At 65.4% G+C, this 24,258-nt stretch carries 24 protein-coding genes and 2 pseudogenes; 12 read left to right on the top strand and 14 right to left on the bottom strand.

All coding sequences use genetic code 11. The annotated features are described in order from the left end of the window. Window positions 1-130: 130 nt before the first annotated feature. On the bottom strand, window positions 131-1,363 hold the full coding sequence (locus tag OKW40_RS29335; protein ID WP_429352927.1) for an ABC transporter substrate-binding protein: 1,233 nt from the start codon (window positions 1,361-1,363) through the stop codon (window positions 131-133). A 319-nt stretch (window positions 1,364-1,682) separates the two neighbouring features. Here OKW40_RS29335 and OKW40_RS29330 point away from each other — a divergent pair, with 319 nt between their 5' ends. From OKW40_RS29330 to OKW40_RS29315, 4 genes are all read left to right on the top strand, one after another. After that, window positions 1,683-2,492 (top strand): SDR family oxidoreductase, encoded by an 810-nt coding sequence (locus tag OKW40_RS29330; RefSeq protein ID WP_429493027.1) that lies wholly within the window; start codon window positions 1,683-1,685, stop codon window positions 2,490-2,492. Between the two features lie 78 nt (window positions 2,493-2,570). Beyond that, on the top strand, window positions 2,571-3,653 hold the full coding sequence (locus OKW40_RS29325; RefSeq protein WP_429493026.1) for an ABC transporter ATP-binding protein: 1,083 nt from the start codon (window positions 2,571-2,573) through the stop codon (window positions 3,651-3,653). A gap of 94 nt (window positions 3,654-3,747) precedes the next feature. Continuing rightward, the gene (locus tag OKW40_RS29320) at window positions 3,748-4,611 is read left to right on the top strand and encodes a MurR/RpiR family transcriptional regulator (protein WP_187610637.1); all 864 of its coding nucleotides are present in this window, start codon (window positions 3,748-3,750) and stop codon (window positions 4,609-4,611) included. Between the two features lie 78 nt (window positions 4,612-4,689). Continuing rightward, a complete protein-coding gene (locus OKW40_RS29315) occupies window positions 4,690-5,925 on the top strand; it encodes a YbfB/YjiJ family MFS transporter (protein WP_429493025.1) in 1,236 nt (411 codons plus the stop codon). A gap of 23 nt (window positions 5,926-5,948) precedes the next feature. Here OKW40_RS29315 and OKW40_RS29310 read toward each other — a convergent pair whose 3' ends face one another. Both OKW40_RS29310 and OKW40_RS29305 read right to left on the bottom strand, forming a co-directional pair. Beyond that, entirely contained in the window at window positions 5,949-6,323 is a 375-nt protein-coding gene (locus tag OKW40_RS29310; RefSeq protein ID WP_429404151.1) for a GtrA family protein, read from the bottom strand. Next, a pseudogene (locus OKW40_RS29305) lies at window positions 6,320-6,472 on the bottom strand (methyltransferase); the annotation flags it as partial. The pseudogene OKW40_RS29305 and the gene OKW40_RS29310, both read right to left, overlap by 4 nt. Between OKW40_RS29305 and OKW40_RS29300 the strand changes: the two are divergent. After that, a pseudogene (locus OKW40_RS29300) lies at window positions 6,461-6,754 on the top strand (type II secretion system F family protein); the annotation flags it as partial. The pseudogenes OKW40_RS29305 and OKW40_RS29300 sit on opposite strands and share 12 nt — an antisense overlap. Window positions 6,755-6,898: 144 nt before the next feature. Here the strand turns inward: OKW40_RS29300 and OKW40_RS29295 are convergent. From OKW40_RS29295 to OKW40_RS29270, 6 genes are all read right to left on the bottom strand, one after another. Beyond that, window positions 6,899-7,543 (bottom strand): trimeric intracellular cation channel family protein, encoded by a 645-nt coding sequence (locus OKW40_RS29295; protein ID WP_429493024.1) that lies wholly within the window; start codon window positions 7,541-7,543, stop codon window positions 6,899-6,901. Further along, on the bottom strand, window positions 7,540-8,808 hold the full coding sequence (locus tag OKW40_RS29290; protein ID WP_429493023.1) for a M20 family metallopeptidase: 1,269 nt from the start codon (window positions 8,806-8,808) through the stop codon (window positions 7,540-7,542). Before OKW40_RS29290 ends, OKW40_RS29295 begins: the two co-directional genes overlap by 4 nt. 60 nt (window positions 8,809-8,868) lie before the next feature. Continuing rightward, window positions 8,869-9,324 carry a MarR family winged helix-turn-helix transcriptional regulator gene (locus OKW40_RS29285; RefSeq protein WP_429493022.1) on the bottom strand — a complete coding sequence of 152 codons (456 nt, stop codon included), beginning with the start codon at window positions 9,322-9,324 and terminating at the stop codon, window positions 8,869-8,871. A 108-nt stretch (window positions 9,325-9,432) separates the two neighbouring features. Beyond that, the gene (locus tag OKW40_RS29280; protein WP_429493960.1) at window positions 9,433-10,767 is read right to left on the bottom strand and encodes an MFS transporter; all 1,335 of its coding nucleotides are present in this window, start codon (window positions 10,765-10,767) and stop codon (window positions 9,433-9,435) included. 57 nt (window positions 10,768-10,824) lie between these two features. Further along, window positions 10,825-12,309 (bottom strand): amidase, encoded by a 1,485-nt coding sequence (locus OKW40_RS29275; RefSeq protein WP_429493021.1) that lies wholly within the window; start codon window positions 12,307-12,309, stop codon window positions 10,825-10,827. A 169-nt stretch (window positions 12,310-12,478) separates the two neighbouring features. Then, window positions 12,479-13,174 carry a GntR family transcriptional regulator gene (locus OKW40_RS29270; protein ID WP_429493020.1) on the bottom strand — a complete coding sequence of 232 codons (696 nt, stop codon included), beginning with the start codon at window positions 13,172-13,174 and terminating at the stop codon, window positions 12,479-12,481. Between the two features lie 312 nt (window positions 13,175-13,486). Here OKW40_RS29270 and OKW40_RS29265 point away from each other — a divergent pair, with 312 nt between their 5' ends. After that, window positions 13,487-15,040 (top strand): hypothetical protein, encoded by a 1,554-nt coding sequence (locus tag OKW40_RS29265; RefSeq protein ID WP_429493019.1) that lies wholly within the window; start codon window positions 13,487-13,489, stop codon window positions 15,038-15,040. Between the two features lie 212 nt (window positions 15,041-15,252). Here the strand turns inward: OKW40_RS29265 and OKW40_RS29260 are convergent, their stop codons facing one another. Genes OKW40_RS29260 through OKW40_RS29250 form a run of 3 tightly spaced genes read right to left on the bottom strand, consistent with a single transcriptional unit; the run spans window position 15,253 to window position 16,209 of the window. After that, complete coding sequence (locus OKW40_RS29260; protein ID WP_090807615.1) at window positions 15,253-15,531, bottom strand: 2Fe-2S iron-sulfur cluster-binding protein; 279 nt, start codon at window positions 15,529-15,531, stop codon at window positions 15,253-15,255. Between the two features lie 52 nt (window positions 15,532-15,583). After that, on the bottom strand, window positions 15,584-15,904 hold the full coding sequence (locus OKW40_RS29255) for a hypothetical protein (protein WP_187610618.1): 321 nt from the start codon (window positions 15,902-15,904) through the stop codon (window positions 15,584-15,586). After that, a complete protein-coding gene (locus tag OKW40_RS29250) occupies window positions 15,901-16,209 on the bottom strand; it encodes a 2Fe-2S iron-sulfur cluster-binding protein (protein WP_184061583.1) in 309 nt (102 codons plus the stop codon). Before OKW40_RS29250 ends, OKW40_RS29255 begins: the two co-directional genes overlap by 4 nt. A 326-nt stretch (window positions 16,210-16,535) precedes the next feature. Between OKW40_RS29250 and OKW40_RS29245 the strand changes: the two genes are divergently transcribed. The 6 genes from OKW40_RS29245 to OKW40_RS29220 all read left to right on the top strand — a co-directional run bounded on the left by OKW40_RS29245 (window position 16,536) and on the right by OKW40_RS29220 (window position 23,085). Next, on the top strand, window positions 16,536-17,267 hold the full coding sequence (locus tag OKW40_RS29245; RefSeq protein ID WP_090807609.1) for a TenA family transcriptional regulator: 732 nt from the start codon (window positions 16,536-16,538) through the stop codon (window positions 17,265-17,267). Window positions 17,268-17,372: 105 nt separating this feature from the next. Next, window positions 17,373-18,833: an aldehyde dehydrogenase family protein gene (locus OKW40_RS29240; RefSeq protein ID WP_429493018.1), complete on the top strand. Its 1,461-nt coding sequence runs from the start codon at window positions 17,373-17,375 to the stop codon at window positions 18,831-18,833. Window positions 18,834-18,889: 56 nt separating this feature from the next. Next, a complete protein-coding gene (locus tag OKW40_RS29235) occupies window positions 18,890-19,369 on the top strand; it encodes a GlcG/HbpS family heme-binding protein (protein ID WP_184061585.1) in 480 nt (159 codons plus the stop codon). Window positions 19,370-19,435: 66 nt separating this feature from the next. After that, complete coding sequence (locus tag OKW40_RS29230) at window positions 19,436-20,452, top strand: 2Fe-2S iron-sulfur cluster-binding protein (protein ID WP_187610616.1); 1,017 nt, start codon at window positions 19,436-19,438, stop codon at window positions 20,450-20,452. 53 nt (window positions 20,453-20,505) lie between these two features. Continuing rightward, window positions 20,506-21,450 carry an ornithine cyclodeaminase family protein gene (locus tag OKW40_RS29225; RefSeq protein ID WP_429493017.1) on the top strand — a complete coding sequence of 315 codons (945 nt, stop codon included), beginning with the start codon at window positions 20,506-20,508 and terminating at the stop codon, window positions 21,448-21,450. Between the two features lie 6 nt (window positions 21,451-21,456). Further along, a complete protein-coding gene (locus OKW40_RS29220) occupies window positions 21,457-23,085 on the top strand; it encodes an MFS transporter (RefSeq protein ID WP_429493016.1) in 1,629 nt (542 codons plus the stop codon). Window positions 23,086-23,098: 13 nt separating this feature from the next. On the opposite strand, the gene OKW40_RS29215 is transcribed toward OKW40_RS29220, so the two are convergent. Both OKW40_RS29215 and OKW40_RS29210 read right to left on the bottom strand, forming a co-directional pair. Next, complete coding sequence (locus OKW40_RS29215; RefSeq protein ID WP_429493015.1) at window positions 23,099-23,626, bottom strand: N-acetyltransferase family protein; 528 nt, start codon at window positions 23,624-23,626, stop codon at window positions 23,099-23,101. Then, on the bottom strand, window positions 23,623-24,210 hold the full coding sequence (locus tag OKW40_RS29210) for a helix-turn-helix domain-containing protein (protein WP_429333336.1): 588 nt from the start codon (window positions 24,208-24,210) through the stop codon (window positions 23,623-23,625). The genes OKW40_RS29215 and OKW40_RS29210 overlap by 4 nt, the downstream gene beginning before the upstream one ends. Window positions 24,211-24,258 lie beyond the last annotated feature (48 nt).

The following is a 24,258-nucleotide window of genomic DNA, read 5'->3' as shown; positions in this document are numbered from 1 at the left end:
GACGGAATGGGCCGGAGGGTGCATCGTGCTGCATAGGCTCGAATGTGGGAGTGGCGTGGCGCAACGCGTGGCGCGTGAGCTACGGCGCCGCGCGTCCCCTGTTCGTCTCGTTACTGTCAAAAGCCGCGTATCAGTGACCGAGCGACTTGTTCGCCTGCGCAGCGGCCGCATTCAACGCTTCCGCCGGTTGCGCCTTGTTCAGGTAGATCGCCTGCATCGCGTCGGTCACGGCTTTCGCGGTGTCTTCCCAGCCGGTCACGGTCGGCGCGAAGTGAGCCGTGGGCAGCAGCGCGACGAATGCCTTGATGTCCGGATCGTTGAACGCCGGGTCCGCCGCTTCGGCCTTCGTGGTCGGCAGGAAGCCTTCGGTCGTCGTGAACTCGACGCGCGGTTCCTTCGTGAACAGATAGTCGAGGAACTTCCACGCGGTCTTCTTCACCTTCGAGTTCTTGAACATCACGATCGAGTCGGTGACCGCGTAGGTGGCGTGCGTCGTGCCCATCGGCACCGGATCGATACCGTACTTCAGGTTCGGCGCTTCCTTCTTGATCTGCTTGGCGAGGAACGGCGCGGAGATCACCATCGCGACGCGGCCCTGCTTGAACAGGTTCTGCACGTCTTCGCGGCTATAGCCGGTGACGCCCGGTTGCGTGAGACCCTGGTCGATCATCTGCTTGTACATCGTCGCGGCCTTCACGCCCGCCGGCGAATTGAACGCGGCCTTGCCGTCCTTGCCGACCACTTCTCCGCCCATCGTCCACAGCGCGTAGTAAAAGTAGACGTCGGTTTCGATTTCCTTGCCTTGCAGACCGAAGCCGGCGATGCCTTGCGCCTTCAACTTCTTCGATGCATCGATCACCTCGTTCCAGGTCTTCGGGCCGTCGGGGTAGCCGACCTTCGCGAGCAGATCCTTGTTGTAGTACAGCGCGCGGGCGGAAGCGGCGATCGGCAGCCCGTAGGTCTTGCCGTTGATCTGGCCAGGCGCGAGGAACGGACCGATGAAGCGGGCCTTGAAGTTCGCGTCCATATAGCCGTCGAGCGGCTCGGCGACGTCGTCCTTCACGAAGTCGAGGAGCCAGCGCGTGCCGACGATCGCGAGGTCCGCGTTGGCGCCGCCGGAAATGTCCGTTTGCAGCTTCTGTTGCAGCGTGTCCCAGTTCACGTCTTCGATCTTGATGGTCGTGCCGGGATTGGCCTTCTCGAAGTTGCGGGCCATTTTCTCGAAGTACGGCGCGGTCGCGTCGCTGTAGTGAGCGACCGTCACGCGGACCGTCTCGGCATGGGCCGAGACGGCGATACCTGCAAACGCGAGCGCCACGGCGACTTTGCCTAGCGCGAGGGAAGCACGGGCATGCAACGACATTTTTCTCTCTCCTGTGGGTGGTTTGCTGCCGTCGCCGGCCGCCTTGGGTAAATTGTTTGAAAAAATCCTACATGACGCAAAATAGCTTGTCACGTAGGGTCTGCGATATTTTTTCTCGGGCTGTTTTGTGCATAAGATGCTGTAAAGCATGGGGTATTCTGCACGGCGCGACGGGGATGGAAACCCACTCTTCGGGATGGCCGGCAGTCGTCGCGGGTCGGATATGTAGGAAATTTACAGCGTTGCGCGGAGCGCGAGCCGGGTGGCGGACGGCGCCGGCAAGACGGCCGAAACGGCCAGGCCAACGAGCGAGGAACACATGGATCGTGTCGTATTGGTGACGGGCGCATGCGGCGGTATTGGCAGCGTGTTATGCGAGCGCTTCGTCGAGGCGGGTGACACCGTGCTCGCACTCGACATCGACGCGACCGCGCTCCAATCGTTGAGCGCGCGACTCGGCGCGCAACGGGGCGCGCAACAGGGCGCGCAACAGGGCGCGGACCAGGTCGTGCCGGTCGCGGTCGATCTCGGCGACGCCGCTGCGGTGCAGCACGCGGTGGCCGCGGCGGTCGCGCAGCGTGGACCGGTCGACGTGCTGGTCGCGAACGCGGGCGCGGCGCTCGGCGCGTCGCTCGCGACCACCGACGCCGCAAGCTGGCAGCGCGACATCCATCTGAATCTGAACGGCACGTATCACACGGTGGAGGCGGTGCGCGCGTCGATGATCGAACGGCAGCGCGGCGCGCTCGTGCTGATCGGCTCGGTGAACGGTCTCGCCGCGCTCGGTCATCCGGCATATAGCGCCGCGAAGGCCGGCCTGATCAGCTATACGAAGGCGCTCGCGATCGAGCTGGGCCGCTTTGGCATTCGCGCGAACATCGTGTGTCCGGGCACTGTGAAGACGCAGGCGTGGCAGGCGCGTGTCGAGAAGAATCCGCAGGTGTTCGAGGAACTGAAGAAGTGGTACCCGTTGCGCGACTTCGCGACGCCCGACGACATCGCCGATGCGGTGCTGTTCCTCGCATCGCCGCAAGCGCGCGTGATCACCGGCGTCGCGTTGCCGGTCGACGGCGGCTTGATGGCGGGCAACCGCCTGATGGCGCAGGAGCTGACGCTCGAGTCGTTCTGAGCCGCGCGCGGCGCGTGCACTACGGCACCGGCAATACAACATCGGCAATACAACACACAGCAAGACAATGAGGACAGCATGGCAGCAGTGCAACTGAGCGGCATCTTCAAACGCTATGGCGACACCCAGGTCGTGCACGGCATCGATCTCGACATCGACGACGGCGAGTTCGTCGTGCTGGTCGGTCCGTCGGGCTGCGGCAAGAGCACGCTGATGCGGATGGTGGCCGGGCTCGAGGAAATCAGCGGCGGCGATCTGATGATCGGCGGCACGCGCGCGAATACGCTCGCGCCGCAGCAGCGCAACATCTCGATGGTGTTCCAGAGCTACGCGCTGTATCCGCATCTGTCGGTGTATGAAAACATCGCGTTCGGTCCGAGAATCCGCAAAGAATCCTCGGAGAAATTCAAGCCGCGCATCGATGCGGCCGCGAAGATGCTGAACCTCAGTGACTATCTGGACCGCTTGCCGCGCGCACTGTCGGGCGGTCAGCGGCAACGCGTGGCGATGGGCCGCGCGGTGGTGCGCGAGCCGTCGCTGTTCCTGTTCGACGAACCGCTGTCGAATCTCGACGCAAAGCTGCGCGTGCAGATGCGCACCGAAATCAAGGCGCTGCATCAGCGCCTGAAGAACACGGTGATCTACGTCACCCACGACCAGATCGAAGCGATGACGATGGCCGATCGCATCGTCGTGATGAACGCGGGACGTATCGAGCAGATCGGCCGTCCGCTCGAACTCTATGACCGGCCGGCGAATCTGTTCGTCGCGAGCTTCCTCGGCTCGCCGTCGATGAATTTCGCCGAGGGCGTGATCGTCAATCGCACGCAGGGTGCGGGCCTCGCGTTGAAGCTCGCGGACGGCAGCGAGGTCGCGCTCGAACGCACGCCTGCGTCGGCCGTGGTCGGTGCGAAGGCCACGCTCGGCGTGCGGCCCGAGCACGTCGAGATCACGACGCAGATACCGGATGCCGCGCTCGACGTCGAAGTGATCGAGCCAACTGGTGCCGAAACGCACCTGTACGGGAAAATAGGCGGCGCTTCGTGGTGCGTGACCACGCGCGAGCGCTCGAAGATCGAGCCCGGTCAGCGTGTCACGCTGCGTCTGCCGGCCGAACACATCCATCTGTTCGATACGGAGAGTGGACGCAGGCTGGTCTGAACCGCGTGCGGCTTGAACTTTGATCAGGCCGATTCAAGCCGAACAAGCTGCGAGCGACGCGGATCCATATGAAACAGCCCCTAAGGAACACCGGGTGTCCGCACCGAACTTGATTCCCCACATCCGCAACGCACTCGCGAGTCTGCGGCCCGCCGAGCGCAAGGTCGCCGACATGGTGCTCGCCGACGTCGACTTCGCGATGCGCGCGAGCATCACCGAACTCGCGCAGCGCGCCGAAGTATCCGAGCCTTCCGTCACGCGTTTTTGCCGCGCGATCGGTGCGCACGGTCTGCGCGACTTCAAGATGCAGCTCGCGCAGAGCGTCGCGGGCGGGCTGCCGTATGCATCGACCGCGGTCGCGCGCGACGACGACGTGCAGACCTTGATGGACAAGGTCGGCGAAGCGGCGATCGACGGCATCACGCATGCGCGCGGCGCGCTCGATCCTGCCGTGGTCGAAAGCGCGATCGCGGCGCTTTCGAGCGCCCGGCGCGTGTTTTTCTTCGGCGTGGGCTCAGGCTCGGGGCTCGTCGCGCAGGACGCGGCGCTGCGTTTTTTGCGCATCGACATCGCGGCGGCCGCGTTTACCGATGGTCATTTGCAGCGTCTATACGCGGGTTTGATGGAGCCGGGCGACGTCGCGTTTGCGATCTCGCATTCGGGGCGCAGCGTCGAAGTGAATGAAAGCATCCAGATCGCGAAGGAGCGCGGCGCGACGACGATCGCGCTGACCAACGTCGGCTCGCGACTCGCATGGCTCGTCGATATTCCGCTGCTGCTGCGCGTGGCGAGCCCGATCGATCCGAACACGCCGGGCGTGTCGCGGCTCGTGCATCTGTGCATCATGGATGCGCTCGCGATCGGCGTCGCGCTGAAGGCCGGGCCCGAGACGCTGGAAAAGATGCGCCACGCGAAGGCGCGGCTCATGCCGCATGAGCCGGAAGGGGCGGGCGGGTAAGGCGCGCACATTCCGCGACTTTCGTCGTCGCTCCAGGTAGAATCGGCTCGCAGCGTTCCCGTTTACGTCCGTCCGCCCATGTCCTCCCGTTCCGCCGACACCGCATCGCACGCCCCATCAACGACCGCCGCCGAACGTGTGCCGACCCTGCTGCTGGCCGCCGCGCTATCGCTCGGCAGCGCGTCAGCGCTCGGCTTCGCGCGCTTCGCGTACGCGCTGCTGTTGCCGTCGATGAAACTCGACCTCGGCTGGAGCTTCGCGCAGGCCGGCGCGATGAACACCGCCAACGCGCTCGGCTATCTGCTCGGCGCGCTCGTGTTTCCGCGCCTCGCGCGCCGCTGGTCGGCCGGCGCGCTGTTCGCGGCCGGTTGCGTGCTGACCGCGCTGCTGATGGCCGGCAGCGGCCTCACCGCCAGCACGCATGCGCTGCTGACGCTGCGCGTGATCACCGGTGCGAGCAGCGCGGCGATCTTCATCGGCGGCGGCGTGCTTGCGGCGCGGCTTGCGTCAGCGCGACCGCGCGACGCGGGGCTCGTGCTCGGTCTGTATTACGGCGGTACCGGCTGGGGGATCGTCGCGTCGTCGGTGCTGGTGCCGGTGGCGATCCTTGATGCCGCCCACGGCTGGCAATTCGCGTGGTTCGCGCTCGCGGCGGCCTGCGCGCTGTTCGCCGCGGTCGCGATCGGCGCGTCGCGCAGGATCGAGCGCGCGTACTCGAGCGCGGCGGCTGCGGCGCATGCAGCCGCCGCCACCCCTGCCCCGGGCTGGCCGCACTTCGCGGCCGCGCTCGCGGGCTACGGACTGTTCGGCGTCGGCTATATCGGCTACATGACGTTCATCGTCGCGCTGCTGCGCAACGCCGGCATGAGCGCGGCGGTCGTCACCGGTTTCTATCTACTGCTCGGCGCGGCGACCGTGGTGTCGGCGCGGATCTGGTCGACGCTGCTCGATCGCATGCGCGGGGGCCAGGCGCTCGCCCTGCTCAACGCGCTGCTGGCGATCGCGACGCTGCTGCCCGCGCTCTTCACGCAGCCGTGGGTCGCGTTCGTTTCGGGCGCGCTGTTCGGCGCGACGTTCCTGTCGGCGGTCGCGTCGACGACCGCGTTCGTGCGCCACAATCTGCCCGCGAGCCACTGGGCGAAGGGCATCAGCGCCTTCACGATCGTGTTCGCGTTCGGGCAGATCGTCGGGCCGGTCGTGATCGGCTGGGTGTCGGATGGCGCCGGGCTCGCGCGCGGGCTCGTGTATTCGGCGCTGCTGCTGGCGGCCGGCTCGGTACTCGCGGCGTGTCAGAAGGCGTTGCGTGCGCCGTGAGTCGCCTTATGCGTGCTTCGTATTCAGCGATACGTCCAGCACCGATGCGCGACGAACGTGAGCGGCGGCACCACGCACACGACTAGCGCGATGCCGAGCGCGGGCGGCCCGCCCGCAAGCTGCGTCAGGTGCGATACGAGCGCGGTCGACGTCAGACCGCCCAGCGACACGACCACGAACCGCCCAGCGTTCAGCAACGCAGGCAGCGCAGAAAAACTCCAGAACGTGTTCAACAGATAAGAGGCCGCCGTCGCCCAGGTGAACGCGATCGCGTTGGCCCACGGCGGTGACATGCCGGCGTCCGCGATCAGCGTCAGCGCAATGCATACATGCAGGCCGGTCGCGATGACGCCGCTCGCGCCAAAGCGCATCAGCCTGACCCGTTCGACCGGCATCATCGCGACGCTCCCTCGCGCTTGCGCAGGATCGCGAACAGCGATACGCCATAAGGCAGCGGCGCACGCGCGAGCCAGTGGCGCTCGGCGCTGAAGACGCGGTACAGCGCCGCGTTGAGCAGCCACGGCGGGATCGCGTCGCCGAGCCGATGAGCGGCGAGTTCCGCATCGTGTTCGACGAGATCAGCTACGGCGTGTCGATCAGCGAGGCGCTGACGAATCTCGCGACGCGCGTGCCGATTCGCGATCTGCGTTACTTCGTGATCGCCGTCGTGATCCAGCGCGAGACGGGCGGCAATCTCGCCGAAGTGCTCGACGGCATCACCGCGCTGATCCGCGACCGCTTCAAGCTATTCGACAAGGTTCGCGTGCTCGCCGCCGAAGACAAGATGTCCGCGTGGGTGCTCGGCCTGCTGCCGTTCGGCTGCCGAGCATGGCGGGTGGCACATGACCACGCACTTCGTCGCGAGCGGATCGACATGTGGAATGAACGGAGAGAGCCGGTGGAACGCACGAGACAACGTGGCGCGGCGGCGGTGCTGATTGCGCAAACCGCGAGCTGAAGCGCGCAGGACCTGTTATGGATTGTCGCGCGTCTCGGCCGTGGGTCTGCCCTGGAAGACCGGCAGCCGCCAGCCGTAGCGCAGCGACGCGAGCCGCGCCAACACGCAAGCCAATGTCGCGAACCACGGCGTCCACCAGTCCGTCCAGCCCGCGTACGAAAAACCGACTTGCACCGCCGCGCCTAACAGCGCGGCCGACGCATAGATCTCGCGTTCGAGAATCGCGGGTACGCGCGAGAGCACGACGTCGCGCATCACGCCGCCACCGACCGCGCTGACGATGCCGAGCAGAATCGCGAGTTCGGCATTGTGGCCGTACGTGAGCGCTTTCTGCGCGCCCGACACCGCGAACAGACCGAGCCCGATCGCATCGAAGAACAGCACCGGCTGACGCAGCCGGCGCACCTGCGGATACGCGAGAATCGTCACGGCCGACGCGGCGAGCGCGGTCGCCAGATAGCGCCAGTTCGACAGCCCCGCAGGCGGGATCGCGCCGATGCACAGGTCGCGCACGATGCCGCCGCCGCACGCGACCATGAAGGCGATCACGACGATGCCGAGCAGGTCGAGCCGTCGTTGACGCGCGGCCACCGCGCCGCTGATCGCGAACACGAAGGTGCCGATCAGGTCGAGAATGGTGTAGACGGCGTGTGAATTCACTGAGTGGTTTCGTGTTGATCGAGCCAGGCACCGGCCGCGCACAGCATGGCTTCGAGGCCCGTGCGCAGGGTCGGGTCGAGCACAGGCGCGAATTTCGGCGAGTGATTGCTCGGAATTTCGTTGAGTTTTTTCGCGGCGCGCGCCTGGCGGAACACTTCGGGCTCGGTGCCGCCGACGAACCAGAACGAGTACGGCACGTTCCATTCGCGGCCGAACACGCTGAAGTCTTCGCTTGCGGCGGCCGGCGGCGATTCGTACGCGCGCTCGCCGAACTGCGCCTCGAACGCGTTGCGCACACGCTCGGTCGTGACCGCGTCGTTGATCGTCAGCGGGTAGCTCGATAGTGTCGTGAATTCTGGCTCGCGCGGCGCGTTCGACGCCACGCATTCGGCGCAGCAGATGCGGCGGATCGCGCCGAGCATGTACTCGCGCACGTCATCGTCGTAAGTGCGCATGTTGAGCTTCAGCGTCGCGTCGTCGGGGATGATGTTCTCTTTCGTGCCGGCTTGCAGCGAACCGATGGTCAGCACGGCGCTGTCGCTCGGCGCGATTTCGCGCGACACGATGGTTTGCAGACGCAAGGTCGTCGACGCTGCCATGATCACGGGATCGATCGACGTCTGCGGTTGCGAGCCGTGCGCGCCGCGCCCGAACAGCTTGATCTTGATGCTGTCGCCGGCCGACAGGATCGTGCCGCTGCGATAGCCGACCGAGCCCGCCGCGCCGACCATCACGTGCTGGCCGAGAATCACGTCGGGCTTCGGAAAGCGCGTGGTCATGCCGTCGTCGAGCATGCTGCGCGCGCCGCGGCCGACTTCCTCACCGGGCTGGAACACGGCCATCAGCGTGCCGCGCCATGCGTCGCGATGCCCTGCCATCAGACGCGCGACGCCGAGCAGCCATGTGACGTGCATGTCGTGGCCGCACGAATGCGCGACGCCGACTTCGAGCCCGTCTTCGTCTTTCGCCCTCACCGTGCTCGCATAGGGCAGGCCGGTCGCTTCGGCCATCGGCAGCGCGTCCATGTCGGCGCGCAGCATCACGGTGGGACCGTCGCCGTTGCGCAGCAACGCAACGACGCCCGTCACGCCGACGTTGCGCGTCACCTCGTAACCGAGCTTTTCCACGTAGTCCGCGACGATGCCCGCGGTGCGCACCTCCTGCATCGACAGTTCGGGGTGCGCGTGCAGGTCTTTGTAGATCGCTTCGAGTTCAGGCAGCAGCGCGTCGATCGCGCTCGACATCGTTTCGATCAGCTTCGACATGGAGGGCTCCTTGTTGCCATGAACGCCAGGGAAGGAAGGCGGCGGAATGCGGACCGTCTGTCAGGATCGCGCAGGCGGCGCGCTTGCGGACTCGCTTTCGAGCAGGCTGTGCGAAAGCTTGCCAAGCAGACGTTCGAGCGTTTTGCGTTCGTTCGCGCTGAGCGCCTTCGCCAGCTCGACCTCGAGTTCGGTGCCCACCGCTTCGGACGCCTGCGCGACTTCGAGGCCTTGCGCCGTGGCACGCAACGCGATACTGCGGCGGTCCGACGCATGCATGTTGCGCGTGATCAGGCCGCGCGTTTCAAGCTCGGCGAGGACTTTGGAAAGCAGCGTTTTTTCGATCAGCGCGCGCTGTGAAACGGATTTGGGCGTGATGTCGGGCTCCGCGCAGACGAGGCGCAGCACGCGCAACGCACGCACGTCGAGATCCCAGCGCTCGCGGTAGACCATGTTCGCGCGGTTGATCAGCAACGCGCTGGTCAGATCGAGCCTGAAAGTCAGGAAGTCCGAATACAAGAATTTGCTCCGCTGTCCGTGTCATACGCAGTGCAGGCATTATAGGCAAGTAGTTGAAATTTTCAAATACTTGCGTGGGCGCCGCCCTGGTGCGAGACAGGTGAAGTGTTAGCGAGCGTCGCGCCCGGAGCCGGATTGGGCCACGCGGGCGGCGACACCCATCGGTTCGATCAAAGCACTTGAATCGGTCTGCTCGCCGCTGAGCGAATCGAGGCTGATGCCGTTGGTCTCGGGCAGAATCCACGCGGTGACGATCACGCACAGATAACCGACGCCCGCGACCAGCGGAATCGCGGAGTCGAGCGCCATATGACCGGTGCTGAGCCAGCCCACGCCAAGCGGGAACAGCGAGCCGATGACGCGCCCCATGTTGTAGGCCACGCCGTAGCCGGTCGCGCGGATTTCGTTCGGGTAGCTCTCCGAGATCGTCGCGGCGATGCCCGAGAACGTTCCCTGCATCAGCACGCCGAGCAGAAAGCCGAGCACGAGCATCGCGCCGTTCGACGCGGGAATCGCCATATAGGCGAGCGCCATGGAAAACGCGCCCGCCGCGAACACGATATACGTGAGGCGTCGGCCGATGCGGTCCGACGAATACGCACCGAGCACGTAGCCCACGAACGAGCCGAGGATCATGATCGCGAGATAGGCGCTCGTGCCGAAGATCGACAGGCCGCGTTCGAGCTTCAGATAGGTCGGCATCCACGTCGCGATCGCATAGTAGCTGCCGAGCATGCCGCCCGACAGCAGACTGCACAGGATCGTCTTGCCGGCGAGCGGCCGCGCGCAGACACGGCGTAGTCCTTCCAAGGCGGCGGGCGAGTGCTGTTTTCCGAGCGCGCGCGAGAACGCTTCGGGCTCTTTCAGATCGCGCCGAAGATACACAACCAGCAGCGCCGGCACGATGCCGATAAAAAAGCAGCCGCGCCACGCCCACTCCGCCGGCAGCCACGAAAACAGCACGCTATAGACGATCGCCGCGGCGGCCCAGCCAAACGAATAATTGCTCGCCGCGAAGCCGGAGAATTTGCCGCGATGCGCGGGATTCCTGATGATCTCGGTCACGAGCACCATGCATAGCGACGATTCGCCACCGAAGCCGAGCCCCTGCAGCATGCGAAACAGCGCGAGCTGTAGTGGCGAGTTGGCGAAGCCGCACGCGAAGCACGCGAGCGCGAATAGCACGATGGTCCAGCGCAGAATGCGCACGCGCCCGAAGCGGTCGGCGAGCAGGCCCGCGCCGATCGCACCGACGAGCGACGCGATCAGCGTGTAGGTGACGATGCTGCCCGCGATGGCCTTGTTCATGTGCCAGGTCGCGGCGAGCACGGGAATCAGGAACGAGTAGATCATGAAGTCGTACACATCGACGGCATGACCCATGAACGCGCCCGCAAAGGCTTTCTTCTCGTTCTTCGACAGCGATTCGAACCAGACCATGATGGAGGACTCCGGGCGAGGATGAGGTGGCGGCTGGCGCCTCGAGAATGCGAGTGGGTGTTATAGCGGTGGCGCGACGAACGACAGTCCCGCCTGCTCGAGCAGCGCGGCCACCCGCAGCGAACGCAGGTCGTGATAGAGCGGCGCGACGATCTGCACGCCGATCGGCAGGCCGTCCGCGGTCGTGCCGGCGCGGGCCACGGTCGATGGCAGGCCGCACAGACCCGAGTGGCCGGCCCAGAACAGCTGGGTCGTCATCGGCTGCGGGCGGCCGTTGACGTCGAGCGTGCGCTGCCACGGCGCCCCGGTTTCGTCGAGCGTGAAGGCGGCGGTCGCGGCGGCGGGGCACAGCAGCACGTCGATCGTGCCGAACAGCTCGCGCCATGCTTCGCAAAACGCGTCGCGCTGCTTTTGCAGCAGCAGCCAGTCGCGGTGACGCAACGCGGTGCCCGCGTATTGCAAGGCGGCGTACGACGACGCGTCGGCGGGCACGGCGGCGCTTGCTGTGAGCGCGGCGGCGAAGGCGTCGTCGTCGAGATAGTGCGAGGTCGACGCGCGCAGCAGCAGCACGTAGGCGCGCATCAGTTGCGCGGCGTCGAGCGCGGGGCGCGCGTTCCAGACCACCGTCGCACCGGCGTCTTCGAGCTGCCGGCCAAGACGCGTGAGGCACGCCTCTACCGGGCCGTCGACGTCGGCGAGCGGATGATTGGTCAGTACGCCGAAGCGGAATTCACGCAGGTCCGTGCGCTCGCAGGGTGGCAGTGCGAGCCGCAGCGCGCTCGCGGCTTCGCCGGCCGGACCGGCGATCGCGCCGAGCACGAGTTCGAGGTCGCGCGCCGAGCGCGCGAGCGGACCCGCGACGTTGATGTCGGGCTGCGCCATGCCGCCGCCGATGCCATGGCCTTTCAGCGACACGATGCCATGCGTGGTCTTGTGCGAGAAGACGCCGCAGAAATGCGCGGGGTTGCGGATCGACGAGCCGACATCCGAGCCGACGTCGAAGAATGACATGCCCGCGCAGACGGCCGCCGCACTGCCACCCGACGAACCGCCCGGCGTGCGGGACGGATCGCGCGGATTGCGGGTCGTGCCGTAGAGGTCGTTATAGCTTTGCCAGTCGCGCAGATAGATCGGCACGTTGGTCTTGCCGAGCAGCACCGCGCCCGCGTCGAGCAGGCGTTGCACGACGTCCGCATGGGCGCTCGCGATGTTCTCGCGATGCGCGGGGTCGCCAAGGGTCGTCGGCCAGCCGCGGACGTCGAAAGATTCCTTGATCGTAAACGGAATGCCGTGCAAGGGGCCGCGCAGCCGCCCCCCGCGCCGTTCCTCGTCGCGTGCTTCGGCGGTGGCGTAGGCGGCGTCGAAATCGGATACGACGACCGCGTTCAGCAGGCCGTTGTCGGCCTCGAATGCGGCTTCGCACGCGGCGACGAGCGAGACGGCGTCGATCTCGCCGGCGCGCATGTCGTGCGCGGCCTGCTGGACAGTGGCGTAACGGTAGCGCGCCGCCTGACTGGCGGCGGGTGGGGAGGAGCTTGGTGTCATGAAAGGCCTAGAGGGCGATTGATGGGCGGTATGTTGTATACCGTCTATCGCCAAATTCAGCCTGTCAAGTGGCTTGCAGCGTAGTCGACGAAATTATCGGGTGGCGTAAAGCGAGCGCGGTGGCGTGTGCCGCGCCTCGCTTCCTATGCCGCGCGTTTCAAAGGCCGTTTCAACGCGCATTGTTCGCCAGATAGTGCTGGGCGGCGCGCATCACATGCCGCTCGGCGAGCAGCGCCGACAGCGTCGCATCGCCCGACTGCACCGCGCGCAGGATCGCGGCGTGTTCGTCCCAGGTCTGGCGGACTTCCGCATCGCTCGCGTTCGTGAACAGCATGCGCGTGCGGTCGCGCAACGAGCGCATCAGGTCGCTCAGAATCGTATTGGCCCCGGCCGCGTAGAGCAGGTCGTGAAAACGCGCGTTGAGTTCGAGCAGGCCGGCCGTCTCGCCGGCGTCGACTTTTGCCTTGCCTTCAGCGAGCACCTGTTCGATCTGGCCGACCAGTTCGGGCGTTCGATGTTCGGCGGCGAGCCGGGCGTTGAGTCCCTCGAGCGTCGCGCGGATCTGGATCATTTCGCGTGCCGCCGACGGCTGCAGCGACGCGACCACCGCGCCGTGCCGCGGCCGCACTTCGACGAGGCCTTCCGAGGCGAGCGCGCGCAGCGCTTCGCGTACCGGCACGCGCGAGACGTCGAGCTCCTGGGCGATGCGTCCTTCGACCAGCCGCTCGCCGGGCGCGTACGTGCCCGAGACGATTGCTTCGCGCAGCCGCGCGGTGACGAGATGCGACAGCTGCCGATGCATGATCGGCGCGCTCGATTGCCCCTGTGCGCCGCTTGCCGCGGTCGTGTCCGCTTCGGTCTTCATAAGGATCTCCAACCTGTGTTGCTGATGGCGTGTGATGCAGGCGATTTTACCTCAGTGCACGTCACGAATACTGTAGACCTTATACGGAAATAGCCGGCTCGGCCTTGTCTGGCGGGGCATTGAAGCACGCGCCGCGCTTCCTCGTGGCTGCTGCCGCTCGATTCTCCTGCTTTGAAATGCCGCGACGAATGCGGGTAAACCTCAAGCAAGCAGCCGTTGATCCTGTTTTATTTAGTACATAGTATACCAAGCGGTTATCTCAAATCAGCCGCATCCACCCGCGCTCGCAGGTCCGCGCAGTCAGGAGAAGCAATGGAATCTCACGTCGTTCTAACGTCGGCGCACTGGGTTTATCTGTGTGGTGTCGTCTCTATCATCGCGACGCTGGTGTTTCGCGCCAATGTCGTCGCGCCCGCGATTCTCGCGACCTTCGCCACCGTCTACGCGTTTTCCGGCCAGGTGTCGACCGCGATCGAAGCGGTGTTCTTCGCGCCGCTTACGGCGGCGCGCGAGCTGTTCAATATCTTCCTCGTGATTTCGCTCATGACCGCGTTGCTCAACGCGCTGAAACGGATCAACGCGGATGTGCGCATGGTCCAGCCGTTTCGCGCGGTCATGGTCAACGGGCACGTCGGCTTCTTCGTGCTCGGCTTCGTGAGCTACGTGTTGTCGCTGTTCTTCTGGCCGACGCCGGCCGTGCCGTTGATCGCCGGCATTCTGCTGCCGGCCGCGATTTACGCGGGCGTGCCGCCGCTGGGCGCGGCGTTGTGCATCGGCATCGCGGGACTCGGCACGGCCTTGTCGTCGGATTACGTGATCAAGGTCGCGCCGGGCATCAGCGCGAAAGCGGCCGCGGTCGCGATGCCGGACGTTGCCGACAAGGCGCTGCTACTGTCGCTGATCACGGGCGGCATCGCGTTCCTGATCGCCTATCTGCGTATCCGCAAGCAGATCCAGGCGCCCGATGCGCGCCATCTCGAACGCTGGGAAGCGACCCAGGTCACGGCGAATGCCGTTGTCACGCCCGCGGCCGGCACGAGTCGCGCGCGCATCCGGCGCGGCAAACCGCAGCATGCGTCGGTCGGCGACGGCGGCCAGGTCAGCGGCGCGAGCGGCTCGCGGGCGTTGTTGTCGTCGCGCGACCTGTTGACGCCGTGGCAGGAGCGCTGGTCCCGCTGCTTCGCGATCGTGATCCCCGTCGCCTTTCTCGCGATCGTCGCTTACATGGTGTTGCCGCATCTGATCCCCAGCTTCAAGGGCGCGAGCGGTGCAGCGGCCGCGGCGCTCGTCGGCGGCGTCTCCGCGTTGCTGATGGTGGCGGTAGCCGCTGCGCGCGACTATCGCGCGATCTGCCGCAGCACGGCCGAGCACGTCACCGAGGGCTTCGTGTTTTCGTTTCGCGCGATGAGCTCGGTGCTGCCGATTGCGGGCTTCTTCTTCATCGGCGTGGCCGGCACTGCGGCGCCGATCCTCGGCTTGCCCGCCGGTACCCATGCCCCCGGCCTGCTTGCCGATCTCGTGAAAGCGGGCGAGGTCTACATTCCGCACAACGCGTTCTTCGTCTCGTACGGCATTCTGCTGGCCGGCATGGTGACGGGCATCGACGGCTCGGGCTTCGCCGGTTTGCCGTTGACCGGCGCGCTGGCGGGCGCGCTCGGCCGCACGGTGGGCTTCGACGTGTCGACCCTCGCGGCGATCGGCCAGATGGGTTCGGTGTGGACCGGCAAGACGCTGACCGCATGGTCGGCGCTCGCGGCGGTGGCGAGCTTCGCGCGTGTGCCGGTGTTGCAGGCGGTGCGCAATCTGTTGCTGCCGGTGGTGTGCGGCCTGGTGGTGTCGACGTTGGTGGCGATTCTGATCTGGTGATGGGGGGCGGGACGCGCGTGTCGTCCGCGCGGTTTTTGCCGGGCCTTGCGCGTTGGTTTGCCGATGCGCAAGGCCTTGGTGGTTTGATCGTCGGCGCGCTTTGCCCGCGAGTTGCGGCCTACGTCTTACGCCTCGCAACGACAAGCAAAAACGCCGGCTTCAGTGCATCGAAGCCGGCGTCCCAGTTTGACTCACTACGTTGTGTTGCTAACTCACCATGACACGCTGACATTGCCATTGACGAAAGTCTGACAGGCCATCCGATAGCCAGCTTTGATTTCGTCTTCGCTCAGATGGCGTTTTTCCTTGTCCTTCACGCTATCGGTATGTTCGATGCCGTGTTCGACCTTGCATTTGCAGGTGCCGCACAAGCCGCCGCCGCATTTGAACGGAATGCCGCCTTTTTCGCGCAGCGAGACGCGCAGCAGATTGCTGTTGGGCGGCGCGCTGACCGACTTGTTGTCGTTGCTGAGGAAAGTAATCTGGATCATTCGGAGGCTTACGTATTGGGTTCGGAGAGGAGGGGATGAAACGGCGCGGCAACTAGCGCGGGGTCAGTTGCGCGGCGCCGTTGCCGTGGCCCGCGAGCTGCCGCAGCGACTCGAGCGCGGCTTCAGGCGTCGCGAATTTTTCGAGGAACCTGGTGGGAACGAGATTGACCGCCGACGGTGTGGCTTCGTCGATCACCCTGATCTTCGTTTCTTTCATGAGCGCGGCGATGACGAACGTGGCGATATGCCGGCCGCCGTAGAGGTAGTCGAAGGTGGCGAGCGGCACGATGCCTTCGGTCGCCTCGGTGCGGTACTGGCCGGGCTTGCTCGTCAGAATCACGTGCGTGCCGGCCGCGACGGAGCGCGTATTCATGCTGCCTGCTCCAGATCGTCCTGCGCGAGTTCGATGTCGTGCTCGATCCATAGTTGGCACGCGAGGCGATAACCCTGCGCAAGCCGCTCGCCGAGCTGTTTTTTTTCCTTCCAGTTGGGCTCGGGCAGATACTGCGCGCCGGACATCACGCGACACGCGCACTTCGAGCACTTGCCCATGCCGCATTCGTAGCGCAGATGCGGAAACGGGAATTGCCTGATGCCGGCGCGCACGACGAGGTTGGTGTTCTCCTTGACCTCGCCCTGATGGGTCGCGCCATTTTTGTGAAATACCACTGTTGGCATAACGCTCTCCGTGATTCGCTCGGATCTAGTCTAGTTGAAAAAAGGATATAGTATACCGTCTACTGCCGGACGGGCCCCGGCGAGGGCCGAAGACAGCGGCGGTTGGCGCGCATTAGTTCCAGTTTTCTTAAGGCTTTCCGCGGTGAGGCCGCAATGAAACGGCGCGTAGACGGAGCGCTCTTCCCAAGAACGGCTCGCGCAATTCAGAGATTGCGGTATACAGTATTCATTAAAGAGGCTACACTAGCTCAACTGTTCCGTCCGTGCCCGACGGCATTCGGGCTTTCGACAACGCCAACCTTTTACTTACCTGTCAGGAGCTTGAAATGGCTGAATTGATGAACCGTGATGACTTCCGCGCCGCGCTCGAGGACGCCATCAAAGGCAAGAGTGCGAACAAGGCGCCGTTCAGCATCGCATGGGCGAGCGGCAAGCTGAGCCGCGCGCATCTCGCGCGCTGGGCCGAGAACCACTATCACTACGTGGGCCCGTTCGCCGACTATCTGGCCTACATCTATGCGCGCACGCCGGACCGCTTCACCGAGGCTAAGGACTTTCTGCTCGCCAACATGTACGAAGAGGAGATCGGCGGTGACCGTCATACCGATCTGCTGATCCGTTTCGCCGAAGCGTGCGGCACGACGCGCGAGCGCGTGATAGATCCCGACAACATGTCGCCGACCACGCGAGGCCTGCAGGCATGGTGTTATTCGGTGGCGATGCGCGAGGACCCGATCGTCGCGGTCGCGGCGCTCGTCGTGGGACTGGAATCGCAGGTGCCGTCGATCTATCGCAAGCAGACGCCGACGCTGCGCGACAAATACCAGTTCACCGACGAGGAGGTGGAGTTCTTCGATCTGCACATCGTGTCGGACGAGATTCATGGCGAGCGCGGCTATCAGATCGTGCTCGAACATGCCGACACGCCCGAGTTGCAGCAACGCTGCCTGAAGATCTGCGAGATCGGCGCGCAGATGCGTCTGCTTTATACGACCGCGCTCTATTACGACTACGTCGAGCAGGACCTGGCGCTGCCCGAACTCGAACTCGCGAGTTGAACCCGCGGCGGCGCGCGCAACGCGGCGCCGTCTTCCGTTGGCATCGCCGCGAGCCAGCCGGCCGGCATGGCGCCGGCCATTGCGGCAACAGCACAGGTATCCGTCATGAGCAATCCGGCAACACCAGAGTTCAAGAATCTCATCGCGGGCGAGTGGACCGCCAGCGTGAGCGGCGGCATGTTCGACAACGTGAATCCCGCCGATACGCGCGACATCGTCGGCCGCTTCCAGGCGTCTTCGGCCGAGGACGCGCGCGCCGCGCTGGCCGCGGCGGCTGGCGCGTTCGCCGCGTGGCGGCGCACGCCGGTCGCGCAGCGCGCGGCCGTTCTCAATCGCGCGGCGGCGTGGCTCGAACAGCATGCGGACGGATTCGCGAACGAACTCACGCGCGAAGAAGGCAAGCCGCTCGCGCAGAGCAGGGACGAAATTCTGCGCTCGGCGCAGGTGTTGCGTTTCTATGCGGTGGAAGGTCAGTCGTATTCCGGCGAGACGTTTCCTAGCGACGATCCCGACATGACCGTCCACACTCAGCGCGAACCCCTCGGCGTCGTCGCCGTGATTACACCGTGGAATTTTCCGATCTCGATCCCGGCGCGCAAGATCGCGCCGGCGCTGATCGCCGGTAATACGGTGATCTTCAAACCGTCGTCGGATGCGCCGCTGATCGGCTACCGGCTCGCCGAAGCATTCGCGCAGGCGGGCATTCCATCGGGTGTACTGAATTTCATCACGGGACGCGCGTCGGAAATCGGCTCCGTCATTACCGCGTCGCCGGTCGTCAGGGCCGTGTCGTTCACCGGTTCGACCGCCGCTGGCGAACAGATTCATCGCTCCCTACCGCTGACCACGCGCACGCAGATGGAACTCGGCGGCAAGAACCCGCTGATCGTGATGGACGACGCGGATCTCGACCGCGCCGTCGACCTGACGATCAAGGGCGGCTTCTCGCTGACGGGCCAGGCCTGCACCGGCACGAGCCGCGTGCTGGTCATGCAGAGCGTGCGCGATGCGTTCAGCGAGAAACTGCTCGCTAAAGTGAAGACGCTCAAGATCGGCAGCGGCCTCACGCCCGGCATGGACATCGGTCCGCTCGCGACCCGGACGCAGCTCGACACCGTGCTCGACTACGTGGCCTCCGGCAAGGCACAGGCCACGCATCTGTACGGCGGCGAGCGCCTGAGCGGTCCCGATTACGAGCACGGCTATTACGTCACGCCGGCGATCTTCACCGACGTGACGCAGGACATGCGTATCTGCCGCGAAGAAATCTTTGGGCCGGTGATCGCGATCGTCACCGTGACCAGCTACGAGGACGCGATCGCGAAGGCGAACGACACCGAGTATGGGCTCTCCGCCGCGATCGTCACGTCGAATCCACGCCACATGCATCGCTTCGCGGACGACATCGAGGCGGGCACCGTGAAGATCAACCGCACGACGACGGGCAACGCGATCAACGCGCCGTTCGGGGGGCTCAAGCGTTCGAGCACGTCGACGTTTCGCGAATCGGGGCGTGGCGGTCTCGAGTTCTATACGCAGATCAAGACGGTCTATCGCGGCATCTGAGCGCGGCGAGATCAGCTTTCCGAATCAATGAATCAATCAACAATGAGGGGGTTGCAATGAAACAGATATTTCGCCTGGAACTGGCCGAAGCGCGCGAAATGATCCGCGCGGCCATCGGCCGGGCGCAGCAGATCGACGTGCTCGAATCGGTCTGCATCGTCGACGAGGGCGGCTATCCGCTCGCGCTCGAACGGATGGACGGCGCGCGCATCACTGGGCCGCAGATTGCGTGGAACAAGGCGTTCACGGCAGCCGGCCACAAGCGCTCGACGCATCTGTTCACCCAGCGGCCCAACGGTCCCGCGTTGCCGGGCAACGAAGCGTTCGGCATTCAATGGAGCTTCGAGGGTAAGTTCGCGGCATTCGTCGGCGGCTTTCCTGTTGTCGTCGATGGCCAGGTGGTGGGTGGTGTGGGCCTGAGCGGCGGCAACGGCGAGCAGGACACGCAGTGCGGCCTCGCCGCTTTGCAGGGGCTGCACGATCTACTCGCGGCGCAGGGGCATAGCGTGCTCGTGGAAGCCGACATCAAGAAATGACGCCACGGGCCGCCTGTGCATGCCGGCGGTCCTGTCGTTCGCATCGCATCGTCATGAGGTGGCGTCATGTCATACCGGATTCAGGTGCTCGAAACAGGAGCGTGCTTCAGCGCCGAGCGCGACGAATCGCTGCTCGCCGCCGCGCTACGCGCGGACGTGCCGCTTGCGCACGATTGTCAGTTCGGCGGTTGCGGCACGTGCCGCGTGAAAGTGCACGAGGGCACGCTCGACTACGAGGAGTTTCCGCTCGGACTCACCGAGGAGGAGGCGCAGGCGGGATTTGCGCTCGCGTGTCAGGCGCGGCCGCGCAGCGACATTGTGATCGGCGCGGGCCACGCCGGTGCGCCGACATCGGAGCCGGCGCGTCATACGGTGCGCGTCGAGGCGGTACGCTTGCTGGCGCACGACGTCACGCACCTCACGCTCGCGCTTCCAGAGGATGCCGAAATGATTTACCGGCCCGGTCAGTACATGAACGTGATGCTCGAAGACGGTAGTCATCGCAGCTTCTCGATGGCATCCGCCGCGCGCGCGGGCGGCCTCGTCGACTTTCATGTGCGGAAGATCGCGGGCGGCCGGTTCACCGATCGTGTGGTGGCGCAGCTCAAACCGGGCGACCGCCTCGACGTGGAACTGCCGCTCGGCGGATTCCGACTGCACGAAGAGGACTATCGTCCGTTGCTGATGGTCGCGACCGGCACCGGCCTGGCGCCGGTGAAAGCGATGCTCGAATCGCTGATGGACGATCCCGATTGCCCGCCCGTCACGCTGTACTGGGGCGCGAGAACGGCCGACGGCCTGTATCTGCATGACGAAATCGGCCGCTGGGCGGAGCGTCTCTACGAGTTCCGCTATGTGCCGGTGTTGTCGCGCGCGGACACGGCATGGAGCGGGCGGCGCGGCTATGTGCAGCATGCGGTGTGCGAGGACCATGCGGACCTGTCGGAGCACGCGGTCTATCTGTGCGGCTCGCCCGCGATGATCGCAGAGGCGAAGGCCGCCTTCATCGCGAAGGGCGCGAGCGTCGATCATCTGTACTCGGACAGCTTTACGTTCCAGCACGCCGCAGCGGCGCTCGTGTAGCGCGCGGCACGCGCGCCATCCAGTCATCAGATTCGCACAAGGAAGCATTCTCCATGATTCATCTGAACGACGCGCAGATCGATGCGCTCGTGGGTTTCGACGAAGCGATCCCGACGCTCGAGCAGGCGTTTCGCGCACTGTCGCGGGGACGCGCGGCGGTGCAGCGGCGCGTGCGCACCGAAGCGGGCGGCGTGAAGCTATCGACGCTCGGCGCCGTGTTGCCCGAAGCTGGCGTGACCGGCGCGAAGGTGTACACGACGATCAACGGCCGCTTCTCGTTCTCGATCGTGCTGTTTTCGACCGACGACGGCCGCCCGCTCGCCACGCTCGACGCGAACGCGCTCACGCGAATCCGCACGGCCGCGACCACGGTGCTCGCGGTGCGAGCGCTCGCGCGCGATGATGCGCGCGCCGTCGCGATTTTCGGCACCGGCGTGCAGGGGCGCGCGCATGCGCAGGCGCTCGCCGCGCATACCGGTTTGCAGTCGTTCAGAATCGTCGGCCTCGATAACGTGGAGCAGGTCGTCGACGAACTCAACGCGCGTCACCGTGCGCGCGGCGTGAAGGCCACCGCAGGCGAAGCCGCCGAGGCGGTGCGTGATGCCGACGTGATCGTCACCGCGACGCGCGCGACCGGTGCGCTGTTCGATGGCGCGACGCTTGCGCCCGGTGCGATGGTCGCGGCCATCGGGTCGAGCCTGCCCTACACGCGCGAGCTCGACGACACGACGCTCGCGCGCGCGTCGCGCATCGTGGTTGAACTGCATGAACAGGCAAGGGAAGAGGCCGGCGACCTGGTGCAGGCCGCGCCCGGCACGTTCGACTGGCGCAACGTAGTCGAACTCGGCGACGTGCTGGAAGGGCGCGCCAGCGCACGCGTGCGGTCCGAGGACATCGTCGTCTACAAGGCGGTCGGCATCGGCTTGCAGGACGTTGCGCTCGCCGGGCTCGCGTGGCGCAAGCATGTCGCTCGCGAAGCGGCCGCACAGCGCGCCTGAACGCCGATGAGCAACGGCACGCCACCCGGCGCCATACCGCACGCGACGTCGCCGCCCAACACGGCCCGCTCGTTCCGTCAGTCGCTCTTTGCGATGCTTGGCTTGTCGAGCGTCGTGATGATGGTCGCGATCGATCAGACCGTGGTCGGCACCGCGTTGCCTACCATCGTCGCCGAGCTGAAAGGCTTTAATCTCTATGCGTGGGTCGCGACTGCGTATCTGCTCGCCTCGGTCATCACGGTGCCGATCTTCGGGCGGCTCGGTGACTGGTTCGGACGCAAGCCGTTGATCGTGATCGCGATCGTCGTGTTCACGGCCGCGTCGGTGCTGTGCGGTGCCGCGCACAGCATGCAGGCGCTGGTGCTGTTTCGCGCGTTGCAAGGGATCGGTGGCGGCATGCTGGTGGGCACCTGCTTCGCGTCGATTCCCGATCTGTTTCCCGATCCCGTCGTGCGTCTGCGCTGGCAGGTGCTGTTTTCGAGCGCGTTCGGCGTCGCGAATGCGGTAGGGCCTTCGCTGGGCGGCTTTCTGAGCGAGCACTACGGCTGGCGCTCCGCGTTTCTCGTCAACCTTCCGGTCGGCGTGCTCAGTCTTTATCTGACTGCCCGACATCTACCGAACATTCGCCATCAACTGCGCGGCAAGCTGAGCCCGGACTGGCGCGGCGCATTGTTGATCGCAGCCGGACTCGGTGCGTTGCAACTGCTCGTCGAATCGCTCGCGCAGCAGACGCTGAAGGTTTCGACGATCGCGTTCGGCGTGGTGGCATTGAGCGCGGGCGCGCTGCTCGTGCGCGAGGAACTGCGCGCGGCCGATCCGATTCTGCCACCGGCGTTGCTGCGCGAGCGGGCCATCATCGCGTTGCTCGCGTTGTCGATGCTGATGGGCTTGGCGATGTTCGCGCTGCTGTTCTATGTGCCGTTGCTGCTGCAAGGCGGCATGGGTCTCAACGCGGATCGCGCCGGCGTGATGGTGACGCCGCTCGTGCTATGCATCACCGTCGGCACGATCGCAAATACGCGCGTCGTCACGCGTCTGCGTAAGCCCAACGTGCTGCTGTACGTCGGCTTCGCGTTGCTGGGCGTGGCGTGTTGGGGCGTCGCGGCCGAACGCATGGAGACCGGTCATGCGTTGATGGCCGCATTGACTGCGGGCGGCGTAGGGATCGGTCTCGTGATGCCGAATCTGACCGTGTTTGCGCAGCAGGTGGCGGGCAAGCGTCAGCTTGGCATTGCGACCGCTATGATCCAGTCGGCGCGGATGGTGGGCGGCATGATTGGAACGGCCGTGGTCGGCACAATCGTGCACGTGCTGTATCGCCAACGCGTGGCCGATGTTTTGCAGGGGCACGGTATCGATACGGACGCGCCGTGGGTTGCGCCCGCCGCGCACAGCCCGCAAGTACTGCTGACGTCTCGCGACGTCGCGAGCTTCATTCGCGATGCCCACGCGGCAGGGTTCGACGGCGACGCGCTGATCGCCGCGGCGCGCGTCGCGCTCGTGCAGGCCATCGACCACGCGTTGCTCGCGGTGAGTGCGGCAATGGTGCTCGCATGCCTCGCCGTGTCGCTCGTGCCGCTGATTCGCGTGCAGCGATTGGGACGCGAGGTCGCGTCAGTCGCAGTAAGCGAATGAGCGCTGGTGCGGGTCAAAGTTGCTTGCAATAGAAGGTCGTGTCGCAAAACGCCCCGTCGGGCATCAGCGCGTAATTCGGCACGCTGCCGACGCGTTGCCAGCCGGCGCGCTGATAGAGTCGCTCGGCATCGCCGCCGGTCACGGTGTCGAGCACGAGAACCGATTTCTTCTCTTCCCGCGCGATGCGATCGAGTTCGCTCATCAGAGCGTGCGCGACGCCGCGCCGGCGTGCTTTTCTGTGCACGAGCATCTTCGCGACGTCGGCGCGATGTGGCTGATTTTCGGGTTGCGCGGTAATCAGCTGCACGGTGCCCACGATATCGCCGCTGTGATCTTCGGCGATCAGCAATACGCGCTCGCCACGCGCGACGCTTTCCACGACGTTGCGCCAGAACGCGAGCGCCGTGTTACGCGAGATCGGCAGCATGAAGCTGACCGATGCTCCGCCTTCCACGCAGTCGATCAGCACGTCGGCGAGCGCTTCGACGCAGGCCAAAGCTTCGTTCGCGCCCACGCGCCGTATGGTCACGTTATCGCTCATCCGTTTCTCCGTTCGTTGACTGGCGATGTGGTCAGCGCGACGAGATAGCGCGCGCGTTTGCGAGTGGGGTTACGGAACACGATCGGGCTGTCGAGCCGCATTGCCAGGCAGTCACCGGTCTTGAGCCGCCAGCTGGTGTCGCCGATCGTGATTTCCATCGACCCGTCGAGCATCCACACCTGTTGATGAATGTCCGCGTCGCGCGCGCCGGTTTCGTAACTGACGCGCTGACCGGCGGGAAAGTTGACCTCGACCAACTGGATCGCCGAGCGCGCGGTCGGCGACAGATGACGTCGCACATACCCCGAGCTCGGATCGGTCCACACCGCCTGCTCGGTCGCGCGACTGACCGGCGATGGCTCGGCAGCCGGCGCGCCATCCTGCTCGAATAGCGACGCGAGCGGCACGTTCAACGCGGTCGCGAGTTTGTCGAGCACGGTCGCGGTAGGGCTGCTCTGAGCGCGCTCGATCAGCGAGATATTCGAGCGGCTGACTTTGCTGCGCTCGGCCAGTGCATCGAGCGACCAATTTTGAGCGTCGCGCAGTTCCTTGATCCGGCGCGCGATCTGGGCGTTGATGTCCATGTAATCCAGTTTAAGGGATGCGGTTTCCAGTAAACTAGACGGCGGCTT

Source organism: Paraburkholderia sp. RAU6.4a (genome assembly GCF_050435625.1).
Classification (GTDB): domain Bacteria; phylum Pseudomonadota; class Gammaproteobacteria; order Burkholderiales; family Burkholderiaceae; genus Paraburkholderia; species Paraburkholderia tuberum.
The sequence above is the reverse complement of the archived record's forward strand: the minus strand, read 5'-3'. Positions and strand labels throughout refer to the sequence as shown.